The following is a 13,977-nucleotide window of genomic DNA, read 5'->3' as shown; positions in this document are numbered from 1 at the left end:
TAAGATATGATGAAGGTTTTTTGAAGTTCATGATATCAAATAAGAATAATGGTATGACTCAACTTTTTAAACAATCTGTCTTCATTTAATTAAAATGAAAATTTAGATTGATAAGCATATTATAATGAGAAGGTGGGCGTTTGTATATAGAATTTTGAAAAATTTTAAAAAATATTTTTATTAATGGGATTCTGCTCATATTACAACACAAAATTATAAAAGCAGTAAAAACGAATAAAAAATCGATGGAGAGAATGTTTGTATCTCCATCGATTTATTTAAAACAATTAATTTTTAAGATGTTTTCTATTTAACCACCGACACCAGATTATAGCGGTAATAATACCAATTAAAGTAATGACCAAAAGTGTTTTGAAAAATGGTTGTTCATATTTTACTGCAATATGTGTTTGACCACTTTTAACAGGAACAACGCTCATAATTCCATTTGCTTTCTTAACGTCGTATTTCTTACCATTTATTTCTGCATATAACCCATTACGATAGGCTGTTGGCAGCACTAAATAACCATGTGCAGATTTTGGTTTAGTAATATCTAGCCCACTGTTTACTTTTTTAACTTTTACTGGAGTTACTTCATGTGCTGCTTGCTTAAGTGTTTGATAGTCCTCTCCATATATTCCTTTTACGGAAAGTCGATACTTTCCTTTTGCGAGTTGAATTTTAAGTTCAGGAGAGGCTTTAACTCTCATCGTGACAGGACTTACAAAGCGTCTATATTTATAATCTAGTCTATTACGCTTTTGTTGGTATTCATTCACTTTAACATAATGTTCACCGGATGGTGATAACCGTTCAACATCCATTTCTACATACATATCTTTATATTTATTGGCAATAGATGGTGGTAGTTGTAATGTCAAGCCACCCCGATTTTTTGTGACTTTGATATGATTCTTATCAAGTTGTTTAGCATGATATAAATGAGTTGATGCGTCATTAAGCAAGTTGGGATTGTTTTTAAATTTAGAATTGCCTTTTTTATCGCCATCCCAAACAACACCTTGCAACATTGCTTGTTCTCGATCTAAAGGTGACTTAAGATTTTTCATATTATATGTTTTGGTAGTGATATGAGCGCTTGGATAATCAATTTGGTTAGATGAATGTAAGAAATTGCCATCCTTACCATCTTTAACTTTATCTTGAAATTTAAAGCCATATGGCATATTCATATCAGATCCCATTTTAAAACGATCAGTAACATTCCATAATGCCATCACATTTGCACGATTATTGAATAAGCGATATGTGCTATTTTTATCGACAGGCATGTTAATCTGCATTGTTTTATCATAATATTTCAGTATATTGCCATCAAAAATACTAGAGTAAAGTGATATACCATTATATCCGTATATTAAGGGGGAATTTAAACCGAATATACTCATATAATCTATACGCATTAAATCATTGTTGTTTTTCTTTTGTATCTCTTTTATTTTTTTATTTAAAGGATGGCTGAAATAGTCATATTTAGTCACTTGTTTTTGGTCTGTTTGATATTGAAATAATATGTTGTTGTTATAATCCCAAGACAACCAAAGTTGTTGAAGGATAAACAAACCTACTAATAAAATTTTCAGCCAAAGATTCTGACGTCCTTTTAATAAAATAACGATTGCCAAAACTACAATAAAAATAAGTACTGTGCTCATCCACCAATGCCATTTACCCAATGCAAAATGATAAGAATAAAGAAAAATACAAATTGCCGGAATGCTTGCAGTCAGTAAAGATGTTATTGATAGTTCAGATAAATGTTGAATCATTAAGGCGGTGATAATAGCAGCACTTAATGCCAAGATATAAACCCAGCGTCTTTGCGGAATTGACATTCCGTTGAAAAAGCTGTCAAAGCCATTCGTGAAAGAACCAATTAAGAAAACCCAAGTCATAATCGCAAATAAACGGAAATAATAATACTTGTATAATTTAAATTGCAATAATGCAATGATGACTAATAATGATAAAACGATATGAAATCCAGATAAAAATGTTTGTTTTTGTGTATCAAATAAATCTACAAAAAAAGGATAAACAATCGGATTTTGTTTGCGATCGTTTTGTAAGAAAGAAGTAACACCGCTTGTGAAACCCCATATACTTATAAGTAAACTAATTACTAACGAAGTAATTGTTATATAAATTTTTTGCCATCGTGTCATAATATCTTTTTTGTATGTGAAGATAGTTCTGTAGATGAAATACGCACTAATGATTATTGCTTCATAATAGCTGAAGTAGAAATTAGACATTAGTGTAAGTGCTAGACCGAAAATAAGCGTACCAGCTTTTCGCTCTCGAAATAATTTTTCTACTCCAAGCAAGGTGATTGGAAAATAAATTAAAACATCACCATAAAAAGACCAAGTGAAATTAAAATAGAACATTACATTAGAAGCTGCGTAAAGCATACTAGCGATGATAGCAGTATATCTTTTCAAAGGATAATAGCGCATTAGATAATAGGCAGCGATAAAAGTAAGACAGGCTTTAAAAATTGAAAAGAATAGTTGATTACCTGGCCAAAATTCAATCGTATGCGGATTCATATTTAACGCGTGTTCTGCAATCCAAACAAAAAAGAAATTAATATATGTGAGTGGCGAAGTAGAATAGTAATAAGCTAAATCTTTCATATAATCGCCGCCCAGCCCAAATGAAACATCATAAAAGCTGGAAAGATTTGTAATATGATTATACAAATACATTTGAAATGGCATCATTTGTCTGAAGCCGTCTCCTTCTCCGCTATAAACAAAATGGTGTCTAAATACAGCATTAAACGCGGGAAGAAAGAAAATTAACATGAGTACAATACTTACTCCAGTAATTTTTAGGAAACGTATAAGTTTATTACTTAAGGATGATTTCATCTAAAGTCGCTCCTGAAATTAATTTATATGTATGTATATTTCTATATGCAATATTTGATAATTCAATATACCCATTTTAAATTAAGTATTAACAAATTTTCATCTCAAATGTATCATTTGATTATTAAAAAAGTGTTAATATATATATGGTCTAACGACCCAATCGTCGGAGTATTTTGAATATCTTTAATCAGGAATGATTAAAGTTTCAATGGGTATACTATTATAGAGGGATTTTAAGGAGGTAATTAATAAGATGGTTGAAGTAAAAAATGAGGCTGGTATTACAAAAATTGCAGACAATGTAGACAGAGTGGCAGCTCTGGAGTTTTCATTTGTTGATGATTTACTCGCATTGGGCATTAAACCAGCTGCGATTGCCGATGACGGCAGCAAAGAAAATCTATTTGAAGCAATGAGAGATAAAGTGGGGGACTATATCTCAGTAGGGCATAGAAGTAACCCAGACTTAGAAAGAATCAAAGATGCAGAGCCTCAATTAATTATTGCTGATGGTCAACGTCATCATGAAATTTATAGAGATTTACAAAAAATAGCGCCTACAATTCTATTAGAAAGTTTTGAAGGTAATTACAAAGAAAGTTTGAAAATCTTTGAAACGATTGGCAAAGCAGTTTCTAAAGAACAATTAGCGAAACGTTATGTAGCGATTTTCCAACAAAAAATTAATCAAATCGATGAAAAGGTCACAATCGATACTAATTTATCAACTTTAGCCGCAGTGGTTACTGATGATTTTATTGTTGGACATGATTCTAACAGTTTTGTAGGACAGTTTTTAAAACGTCTAGGATTTAAAGCTGCGATCACACAAGCAGACTCTAACAAATATCCAGAGTATAAAAATGGACCTTATCTTAAAGTAACAGATGAACAATTATTAGAGTTGAACCCAGAACGATTGATTTTAATGGTAGATAAAGAAGATGAACCAGCATTAGAAAAATTACGTCAATCAGAAGTGTATAATACAATTAATGCGAAGAAAAATAATCGTATTCACATTGTAAATCGTGAGTTATGGGCAAAAACTCGAGGACTAATTGCAGCTGAATATATTATTGATGAAATCGTTAATTTTAAAGAGGGATAAATTAAAGCCTTCTTAAATTAAGAACGAGTTGAAAGTAAAGCTGAGGATTTCTAGAAAAAATCTTCAGCTTTACTTTTTTTCTATTAAAAAAGTTAAAGTATTAAGCAATTAGGGTAATTTATAATATTACAATCAAGTACAATGAGAGGCGATTAATATGGAATACGAAATTAAGCATATATAGGTGTATTAAGTAAATATGCCACAATGCAAGATGCACAACAAGGTTTGCCAAAAGCGTGGGAAGCATTCAATAATTCAGATAAACCAGAAGAATTAAAAGCGCTAAGTAATGATAAATTACAAGGTTTTTTAGGTGTAGTCATACCTACAGAAAGTGGGATGAATTATTTGATTGCGGTAACATCTGATAAAAAGTCAGTAGTTGATCTACATCCTTACACTTTGCCTGAAGGGGATTATATTGTTGCAGATGCAGTAGGTCCAGTACCTTATGCTTTGCAGAAAACAACAGAACAACTTTATAATCCTAACTTTTTGTCTGACTTAGGCTATAAACACCGTGACGCGCCAGGCATAGAATTATATCCGCATGGAAATACACAAGCTGATGATTATGTAGCGCAAGTATGGGTACCAATTGAAAAATAATAAATAAATGATAAAAGGTGTGCTTTCAATTTTGAGCACACCTTTTTAAATTAGACTGTATTTTTAGTTGATCTATTAGTCTATAGGTATATCTTTAGCCGCAAAGCATATCATTTATTTAAAATTTGGTTAATATGATTTATATGTTTTTGTATTATAAGGTTTCTTTCGTTTAATAGAGCGACTAAGGGTAAAAGAGTAAAAAAATAGAAAAAGAACCTAAATACACTTCTAGAAAGGGATTGATTTCATGTTAAATAAAATAGAAGGTGTCATTTTTGATTGGGCAGGTACGATGATTGATTTTGGTTGTTTTGCGCCTGTTCATGTTTTCATTGATATTTTTAAAGATGCAGGGTTAGATGTAACGATTCAAGAGGCGAGAGAGCCTATGGGTATGCTGAAACGAGATCATATTCAAGCCATGTTAGAAATGCCGAGAATTCAATCGCTTTGGGAAGAAAAATATGGTGAGAAAGCAACTGAAACGGATATTGATCAACTTTATGAGAAGTTTGAAGACCAGTTGATGAAAACATTAGAAAACTTTACCACACCTATTCAAGGTGCTGTGGATACGGCAAATTGGCTGAAAGCTAAAGGCATTAAAGTAGGTTCTACAACGGGCTATACAAAAGAAATGATGGAAGTCGTAAAACCTAATGCAGCGTTACAAGGTTATCAACCAGATAATGTCGTAACTGCTGATATGGTTGGAGGATTCGGGAGACCTTATCCGTATATGATATTTAAGAATATGGAAGATTTAGAACTTCAAAGTGTTAAACATGTTTTAAAAGTCGGAGACACGGTGTCTGATATACAAGAAGGTGTTAACTCAGGTGTCATTACGGTGGGCGTAATAAAAGGGAGTTCGATTGCTGGATATAATGAAGAGGATTGGCGAAAACTTTCTGAAGACAAAAGAGTAGAAATCGGTACGAAAGTGAAAGAAAAATTTGAAGCTAATGGTGCAGATTATATTATTTACAGCATTGAAGAATTGCCAGGATTAATTGAAGAAATAAATAACTAAGTGAAAACTTTCCGCATACATCTCTTAAGGTGTTTATGCGGATTTATTAATTTTTTCAACAAAAAAGAAATATAGTATAATTAAGAGAATCTGAAAGGATCAATAAAGTAATACTGAAAGGTGATGAATGATGGTTATACAATGGTATCCAGGACACATGGCAAAAGCCAAACGTGAAGTGTCGGAACAATTAAAGAAAGTGGATGTGGTATTTGAATTAGTAGATGCACGCATTCCTTATAGTTCTCGTAATCCAATGATTGATGAAGTGATTCAAAATAAGCCGCGTGTGGTTATTTTAAATAAAAAAGATATGGCGAATTTAAGTGAAATCTCCAAATGGGAAGATTATTTCAGAAGTAAAGGTTATTATCCTGTTGCAGTAGATGCTAAGCACGGCAAAGGCCTTAAACAAGTGGAGCAAGCAGCAATTGAAGCGACAAAAGAAAAATTTGAACGTGACAAAGCCAAAGGATTAAAACTGCGCGCAATCCGGGCCATGATAGTAGGGATTCCTAATGTCGGCAAATCAACTTTAATTAATAAGTTAGCAAATAAAGCAATTGCGAAAACAGGTAATACACCGGGTGTTACAAAACAACAGCAATGGATTAAAGTAGGTAAATCATTACAGTTATTAGATACACCGGGAATTCTTTGGCCGAAATTTGAAGATCAGACTGTGGGTAAAAAATTAAGCCTAACAGGTGCAATCAAAGATAGTATCGTCCATTTAGATGATGTTGCTATTTATGGTTTAGACTTCTTCAAAGAACATGATGTCGAAGCATTGCAGAAGAATTTTAATGTAGATGTTGATGCTGATGCAGAGAACATGGAATGGTTTGATGCAATTGGTCGCAGACGAGGTGCTTTGCAACGCGGAAATGAAGTGGATTATGAAGCGGTTATTGAATTGATTATTAATGACATTCGTAATGGAAAATTAGGTACACATAGTTTTGATATTTATAAAGAAATGGCAGACGAAGTTAAATAATGACACATTCTATTAAGGAAGTAAAAGCGTTATTAAAAGAAATACAGGATTTAAAAACCCTAGATGCATCAGAATGGAATGAGGATGAGCGTAAAGGTGTACAACAAGCCATTGCCAGTCGCCGAAAACAGTTAGAAAAAGAAGCAGCACTTGTCACACATTATAAAGAAATGATGCAATACGAAGAAGATATATTAAGCGAAAATCCTGAAGCTGTAATATGCGGTATTGATGAAGTAGGGCGTGGACCGCTTGCAGGTCCTGTTGTTGCTTGTGCTGTCGTTTTAAATGCTGGTCATGCTTACTACGGACTAGATGATTCTAAAAAAGTGAGCGCTGTTAATCGTCAAAAATTAGCTGAAGCTTTAATAAAAGGGACAACTGCCTATGCGTATGGAGTTGCAACACCTGAAGAAATTGATGATTTGAATATTTACCAAGCCACACAAGTTGCGATGATGCGTGCTATTGAAAATCTATCTGTTACGCCTACGCATTTATTGATTGATGCGATGGAATTACCATTAGATACAGCGCAAACTTCAATTATTAAAGGCGATGCTAAAAGTGTTTCAATTGCAGCAGCAAGTATTTTAGCTAAAGAAAATCGAGATGCTTTTATGCGAAAATTAGCCGAACAATATCCGGGTTATGATTTTGAACATAATGTGGGTTATGGTACTAAAGCACATTTAGAAGGAATAAAACATTACGGAATCATTCCGGAACATAGAAAATCTTTTGAACCGATTAAATCTATTGTTCAAGAAAAATTAGACATTTAAGATAAAAATGTTGTGCAACTTTGTGTAATTTATTATCAATTATGGAAACTGTTTCAAATAGTAACAAACTCTTATGAGGCTGGCTTTGGTACTTCTATTGAAATATTAACAAAATTGACAAAAGAGCCTCTTTCAGTTTACAATAGCGCTTACATTTTCTATAATTAACAATGTACTTAACCTAAGAAACAGGAGGATGGAGAATGAATATCCACGAGTATCAAGGAAAAGAAATCTTTCGTTCAATGGGCGTTCCCGTTCCAGAAGGACGTGTAGCATTCACTGCTGAAGAAGCAGTAGAAAAAGCTAAAGAATTAGACACTGATGTTTATGTTGTTAAAGCACAAATCCACGCTGGGGGTAGAGGTAAAGCTGGCGGCGTTAAAATCGCTAAGTCATTATCTGAAGTGGAAACTTATGCTAATGAATTACTAGGGAAACAGCTTGTAACTCACCAAACTGGCCCTGAAGGTAAAGAAGTTAAACGTTTATACATCGAAGAAGGCGCAGATATTAAAAAAGAATATTATGTTGGCTTCGTTATTGACCGTGCAACAGATCGTGTTACTTTGATGGCATCTGAAGAAGGCGGTACTGAAATTGAAGAAGTAGCAGCAAAAACACCAGAAAAAATCTTCAAAGAAACAATCGACCCTGTAATTGGTTTAGCGCCATTCCAAGCGCGTCGTATTGCTTTCAATATCAATATTCCAAAAGAATCAATTAATAAAGCCGCTAAATTCTTAATGGCTTTATACAATGTGTTTATTGAAGAAGATTGCTCAATCGTTGAAATTAACCCATTAGTATTAACTGGTGAAGGCGATGTTTTAGCATTAGATGCTAAAATCAACTTCGACGATAACGCTTTATTCAGACACAAAGATATTCTAGAATTACGTGATTTAGAAGAAGAAGATCCAAAAGAAATCGAAGCTTCTAAATATGATTTATCTTACATTGCTTTAGAAGGCGACATTGGCTGTATGGTTAATGGTGCTGGTTTAGCTATGGCAACTATGGATACAATCAATCATTTTGGCGGAAATCCTGCAAACTTCTTAGACGTAGGGGGCGGCGCTACGAAAGAAAAAGTTACTGAAGCATTCAAAATCATCTTAGGTGATGACAATGTTAAAGGTATCTTTGTAAACATCTTCGGTGGTATCATGCGTTGTGATATTATCGCTGAAGGTATCGTAGCAGCAGTTAAAGAAGTCGACTTAACATTACCTTTAGTTGTACGTCTTGAAGGTACTAATGTTGAACTCGGTAAACAAATCTTAAAAGATTCAGGTTTAGCAATTGAGCCAGCAGCGACAATGGCTGAAGGTGCTCAAAAAATTGTAAAACTTGTCAAAGAAGTCTAAGGAAAGGATGAGAGACTAAGATGAGCGTATATGTAGATAAGAATACAAAAGTAATCGTGCAAGGTATCACTGGGTCTACAGCCCTTTTCCATACAAAACAAATGCTTGAGTATGGTACTCAAATCGTTGCAGGTGTAACGCCTGGTAAAGGTGGACAAGTTGTAGAAGGTGTACCTGTATTTAATACAGTAGAAGAAGCGAAAGAAGAAACTGGTGCAAATGTTTCAGTAATTTATGTTCCAGCACCATTTGCTGCAGATGCAATTTTAGAATGTGCAGATGCTGATTTAGATTTAGCAATCTGTATTACTGAGCACATTCCTGTTTTAGATATGGTTAAAGTTGTTCGTTATTTAGAAGATAAAAACACTCGTTTAATCGGACCTAACTGCCCAGGTGTTATTTCTCCTGACGACTGTAAAATCGGAATTATGCCTGGTTATATCCATAAAAGAGGCCATGTGGGCGTAGTATCTCGTTCTGGTACTTTAACTTATGAAGCAGTACATCAATTAACTGAAGAAGGCATCGGTCAATCATCAGCTGTTGGTATCGGCGGTGACCCTGTCAATGGTACTAACTTCATCGATGTATTAGATGCGTTCAACAAAGATCCAGAAACTAAAGCAGTTGTCATGATTGGTGAAATCGGCGGTACTGCTGAAGAAGAAGCGGCTGAATGGATTAATAAAAATATGACTAAACCAGTAGTTGGATTTATCGGAGGTCAAACAGCTCCTCCAGGTAAACGTATGGGACACGCTGGTGCGATTATTTCTGGCGGTAAAGGTACTGCAAAAGAAAAAATCAAAACACTTAATGAAAACGGTGTGAAAACAGCAGATACGCCTTCTGAAATCGGTTCAACTTTAATTGAAGCGGCTAAAGAAGCTGGTATCTATGAAGAATTATTAACAGTTAAGAAAGATTCTTAATTTTTAAATCACATTATTATTAACAATAAAGCATAGGTTTGTACTGAATAGTGCAAATCTGTGCTTTTTTATTGTTTAAGTCGAGTATTCTTATAGGTTATAAAGGGTTTTGGCTATATGTATATAATAGTAGAAACTCGACACTCAATTTAAAGCGGAATTTCGTAAAAAGATACATAAACATCGATGGTTTTATTTCAACCATTTTAATATGAAGAGAAAAATCATGATCTATTCAAGGTAATGCTTAAAATATCTGACCGAAGCTTCAAATTTATATTAGCTTTTAAAAAAACGACAATACTTTGACAATTGAAGAATAAATAAACTTATTATGCCAGCTGAATATAGGTAAGCATCCACCTTTGTTTTTTTAAATAAGAGCTTTTATCAATAAAAGCTAATGAAGTATTACTAAAAAAGCAATCTGTTTTGTTTATTTAAAATTATGAATGAAATGTTGAAGGGTTTTATAACAAATTGAGAATAATACAAAAAAGTGACGATGATGAACGATTTGTTTTAGGTTTAAAAGGTCTTTTTCTGACAAAAAAGTAACATTAAAATCAATTGGTTTTAAATTAAAATATTGACAAATGTAAAATAAACCGTTTATCATTTACCTTTGTAACAAGGATGATAATTAATCGATGCAAGGGGGAATCACTTTGGCTGATAATTTAGTCATAGTTGAGTCGCCTGCAAAAGCTAAAACAATTGAAAAATATTTAGGGAAACGATATAAAGTTATCGCATCAATGGGGCATGTCAGAGATTTGCCAAGAAGCCAAATGGGCGTTGATGTTGAAGATGATTTTGAACCCAAATATATTACCATTCGCGGCAAAGGACCGGTCGTTAAAGAATTAAAAAGACATGCTAAAAAAGCAAAGAAAATCTTTTTAGCAAGTGACCCCGACCGTGAAGGAGAAGCGATTGCATGGCACTTGGCGAATATATTAGATTTAGATGAAAATGCAAAGAACCGTGTAGTATTTAATGAAATTACAAAGGATGCAATAAAAGAAAGTTTTAAAACACCAAGAGGAATAGAATTGAACTTGGTAGATGCACAGCAAGCACGCCGTATTGTAGACAGACTTGTGGGATATAACATTTCTCCAGTTCTATGGAAGAAAGTTAAAAAAGGTCTTTCTGCTGGTCGTGTTCAATCAGTTGCTTTACGTCTTATCATTGATCGTGAAAATGAAATCAGAAACTTCAAACCAGAAGAATACTGGAAAATAGAAGGTAATTTCAGATATAAAAAATCAACGTTCAGTGCCAAATTCTTACATTATAAAAACAAACCATATAAATTAAACAATAAAGATGATGTTAAATTCATTACAGATCAATTAGATGGCAACGAATTTGAAGTCACTAAAGTGACTAAAAAAGAAAAGAAACGTTATCCAGCTAATCCATTTACAACATCTACATTGCAACAAGAAGCTTCAAGAAAATTGAACTTTAAAGCTAGAAAAACAATGATGATTGCACAACAACTATATGAAGGTATTGATTTGAAGAAACAAGGTACTGTTGGTTTGATTACCTATATGCGTACAGACTCAACACGTATTTCAGCTGGAGCAAAAGCTGAAACAAAAGAATTCATTACTGAAAAATATGGAAAAGATTATATATCTCAACGTAAAGCAGCTGCTGGAAAGCAAGGGGATCAAGATGCCCATGAAGCTATCCGTCCAACTAAAACTTTACGTACACCAGCTGAAATGAAAGAATTCTTAACTAGAGATCAATATCGTTTATATAAATTGATTTGGGATCGTTTTGTTGCAAGCCAAATGGCACCTGCAGTTTTAGATACTGTAGCAATGGATATTGAACAAAATGATGTTAAATTCCGAGCTAATGGACAAACGATTAAATTTAAAGGCTTTATGACGTTATATGTAGAATCTAAGGATGAAGAAGAAGAGAAAAACAGTAAGTTGCCGGTAATTGCCGAAGGTGAAAAAGTAACCGCAACAGATATTGAACCTACTCAACACTTCACACAACCACCACCAAGATTCACTGAAGCACGTTTAGTTAAAACATTAGAAGAATTGAAAATCGGCCGACCTTCAACTTATGCACCGACATTAGATACAATTCAAAAACGTAATTATGTCAAAATGGAAAGTAAAAGATTTGTACCTACTGAACTAGGTGAAATCGTACATGAACAAGTTAAAGAATACTTCCCAGAAATTATCGATGTTGACTTTACAGTCAATATGGAAACATTATTAGACAAAATCGCAGAAGGTGACATTAAATGGAGAGAAGTTGTCGGCAATTTCTATGGCGGTTTTGAAAAAGATGTTGAACGTGCAGAACAAGAAATGGAAAAAATTGAAATTAAAGATGAACCTGCAGGTGAAGATTGTGAAGAATGCGGTTCACCTATGGTTATCAAAATGGGCCGTTACGGTAAATTTATGGCTTGTTCTAATTTTCCTGATTGTCGAAATACAAAAGCAATCGTGAAGGAAATCGGAGTAAAATGTCCTAAATGTGATGATGGTCAAGTTGTAGAACGTAAATCTAAAAAAGGAAGAGTTTTCTATGGCTGTTCAAATTATCCAGAATGTGACTTTATCTCATGGGATAAACCAGTCGGCAGAAGCTGTCCGAAATGTGATCATTATCTTGTTGAACGTAAAAAAGGTCGATCAAGCCAAGTTATTTGTTCAAATTGTGATTATAAAGAAGAAGTTCAAAAATAGAATGTTAAGATGCAAGAGGTTGGACACAAAAGTCGATACTGCTGACGTCCTGCCTCTTTTCATCTGAATGAGGAGGATTTATTTATGGCAGAGACAGTAGTTAATGTAGTTGGAGCTGGATTGGCAGGATCTGAAGCAGCTTATCAGCTTGCACAGCGCGGTATCAAAGTCAATTTGATTGAAATGCGTCCTGTTAAACAAACACCTGCACATCATACGGATAAATTTGCAGAACTTGTATGTTCTAATTCATTACGCGGTAATTCGCTTACAAATGCAGTGGGTGTGTTAAAAGAAGAAATGCGCCGTTTAGACTCATTGGTTATTAAAGCAGCAGATGCTGCACGTGTACCAGCAGGCGGAGCGCTAGCTGTAGACCGTCATGATTTTGCCGGTTATATTACAGATACATTGAAATCACATCCTAATGTAAATGTTATCAATGAAGAAATCGAATCTATTCCTGAAGGTTATACCATCATTGCTACAGGTCCATTGACAACTGAAGGATTAGCAAAAGAAATTGTAGAAATTACGGGTGAAGATCAACTGTATTTCTACGATGCAGCAGCGCCTATTATTGAAAAAGAATCCATTGATATGGACAAAGTATATTTAAAATCTCGTTATGATAAAGGCGAAGCAGCGTATTTAAACTGCCCGATGACTGAAGAAGAATTCGACCGCTTTTATGATGCAGTTTTAGAAGCTGAAGCAGCACCCGTTAATGAATTCGAAAAGAAAAGTATTTCGAAGGTTGTATGCCGTTTGAAGTAATGGCAGAACGCGGACGCAAAACATTATTATTCGGACCTATGAAACCAGTCGGACTCGAAGATCCAAAAACAGGCAAACGTCCTTTTGCGGTTGTTCAATTACGCCAAGATGATGCAGCAGGTACACTTTACAATATTGTCGGATTCCAGACACATTTAAAATGGGGTGCACAAAAAGAAGTCATCCGATTAATTCCTGGTTTGGAAAATGTAGATATTGTACGTTATGGTGTGATGCACCGTAATACATTTATTAATTCTCCTGATGTATTGTCAGAGACTTACCAACTTAAAGGAAATGATCATTTATACTTTGCAGGTCAAATGACAGGTGTAGAAGGTTATGTTGAAAGTGCAGCAAGCGGGTTAGTTGCCGGTATTAATGTGGCTCATAAGTTACAAGATAAAGCTGAAGTCGTTTTTCCTCGTGAAACAATGATTGGCAGTATGGCATATTATATCTCTCATGCGAATAATAATAAGAACTTCCAACCTATGAATGCGAATTTTGGTTTAGTGCCATCATTAGAAAAAAGAATTAAAGATAAAAAAGAACGTTATGAGCAGCAAGCCAATCGCGCATTGACGTATTTAGAGAATTTTAAGCAAACTTTGTGATAAATTATGAATATTTTGATAAAATAAGATTTGTGTTTAGAAAACGTTTGCGATTTCGAGACTTAAATCACTGCAGCTCCCTCTGTCCATATG

Annotated in this window: 9 protein-coding genes and 1 pseudogene; 9 read left to right on the top strand and 1 reads right to left on the bottom strand. The window is 34.1% G+C overall.

The window, feature by feature from the left end; translation table 11 throughout:
• Nucleotides 1-287: 287 nt before the first annotated feature.
• A complete protein-coding gene (locus tag A4G25_RS03045; RefSeq protein WP_047131256.1) occupies nucleotides 288-2,900 on the bottom strand; it encodes a YfhO family protein in 2,613 nt (870 codons plus the stop codon).
• Between the two features lie 256 nt (nucleotides 2,901-3,156).
• Between A4G25_RS03045 and A4G25_RS03040 the strand changes: the two genes are divergently transcribed.
• From A4G25_RS03040 to trmFO, 9 genes and pseudogenes are all read left to right on the top strand, one after another.
• Complete coding sequence (locus tag A4G25_RS03040) at nucleotides 3,157-4,014, top strand: ABC transporter substrate-binding protein (RefSeq protein ID WP_047131255.1); 858 nt, start codon at nucleotides 3,157-3,159, stop codon at nucleotides 4,012-4,014.
• A gap of 207 nt (nucleotides 4,015-4,221) precedes the next feature.
• On the top strand, nucleotides 4,222-4,626 hold the full coding sequence (locus A4G25_RS03035) for a GyrI-like domain-containing protein (protein ID WP_232011924.1): 405 nt from the start codon (nucleotides 4,222-4,224) through the stop codon (nucleotides 4,624-4,626).
• A gap of 250 nt (nucleotides 4,627-4,876) precedes the next feature.
• Nucleotides 4,877-5,662: a phosphonoacetaldehyde hydrolase gene (gene phnX / locus A4G25_RS03030; protein WP_047131254.1), complete on the top strand. Its 786-nt coding sequence runs from the start codon at nucleotides 4,877-4,879 to the stop codon at nucleotides 5,660-5,662.
• 130 nt (nucleotides 5,663-5,792) lie between these two features.
• Nucleotides 5,793-6,662 (top strand): ribosome biogenesis GTPase YlqF, encoded by an 870-nt coding sequence (ylqF, locus tag A4G25_RS03025; RefSeq protein WP_047131253.1) that lies wholly within the window; start codon nucleotides 5,793-5,795, stop codon nucleotides 6,660-6,662.
• Nucleotides 6,662-7,447, top strand: coding sequence for a ribonuclease HII (locus tag A4G25_RS03020; RefSeq protein WP_047131252.1), 786 nt, complete (start codon nucleotides 6,662-6,664; stop codon nucleotides 7,445-7,447). The genes ylqF and A4G25_RS03020 overlap by 1 nt, the downstream gene beginning before the upstream one ends.
• A gap of 203 nt (nucleotides 7,448-7,650) precedes the next feature.
• Nucleotides 7,651-8,817, top strand: a complete 1,167-nt coding sequence (sucC, locus tag A4G25_RS03015; RefSeq protein WP_047131251.1) for an ADP-forming succinate--CoA ligase subunit beta — start codon at nucleotides 7,651-7,653, stop codon at nucleotides 8,815-8,817.
• Nucleotides 8,818-8,837: 20 nt separating this feature from the next.
• Complete coding sequence (gene sucD / locus A4G25_RS03010) at nucleotides 8,838-9,752, top strand: succinate--CoA ligase subunit alpha (RefSeq protein ID WP_047131250.1); 915 nt, start codon at nucleotides 8,838-8,840, stop codon at nucleotides 9,750-9,752.
• A 662-nt stretch (nucleotides 9,753-10,414) separates the two neighbouring features.
• Nucleotides 10,415-12,490, top strand: a complete 2,076-nt coding sequence (gene topA, locus A4G25_RS03005) for a type I DNA topoisomerase (protein ID WP_174531729.1) — start codon at nucleotides 10,415-10,417, stop codon at nucleotides 12,488-12,490.
• Nucleotides 12,491-12,574: 84 nt separating this feature from the next.
• Nucleotides 12,575-13,884: pseudogene (gene trmFO, locus A4G25_RS03000) on the top strand (FADH(2)-oxidizing methylenetetrahydrofolate--tRNA-(uracil(54)-C(5))-methyltransferase TrmFO).
• Nucleotides 13,885-13,977: the final 93 nt, after the last annotated feature.

The sequence above is a fragment of the Staphylococcus condimenti genome, assembly GCF_001618885.1.
Classification (GTDB): Bacteria; Bacillota; Bacilli; order Staphylococcales; family Staphylococcaceae; genus Staphylococcus; species Staphylococcus condimenti.
This window is presented reverse-complemented; position numbering and strand designations above follow the sequence as displayed.

Coding starts and splice junctions, on each gene's coding strand:
- sucC (WP_047131251.1), top strand. CDS start 7,651: ATGAATATCCACGAGTATCAAGGAAAAGAAATCTTTCGTTCAATGGGC.
- A4G25_RS03040 (WP_047131255.1), top strand. CDS start 3,157: ATGGTTGAAGTAAAAAATGAGGCTGGTATTACAAAAATTGCAGACAAT.
- A4G25_RS03035 (WP_232011924.1), top strand. CDS start 4,222: ATGCAAGATGCACAACAAGGTTTGCCAAAAGCGTGGGAAGCATTCAAT.
- A4G25_RS03020 (WP_047131252.1), top strand. CDS start 6,662: ATGACACATTCTATTAAGGAAGTAAAAGCGTTATTAAAAGAAATACAG.
- sucD (WP_047131250.1), top strand. CDS start 8,838: ATGAGCGTATATGTAGATAAGAATACAAAAGTAATCGTGCAAGGTATC.
- A4G25_RS03045 (WP_047131256.1), bottom strand. CDS start 2,900: ATGAAATCATCCTTAAGTAATAAACTTATACGTTTCCTAAAAATTACT.
- ylqF (WP_047131253.1), top strand. CDS start 5,793: ATGGTTATACAATGGTATCCAGGACACATGGCAAAAGCCAAACGTGAA.
- phnX (WP_047131254.1), top strand. CDS start 4,877: ATGTTAAATAAAATAGAAGGTGTCATTTTTGATTGGGCAGGTACGATG.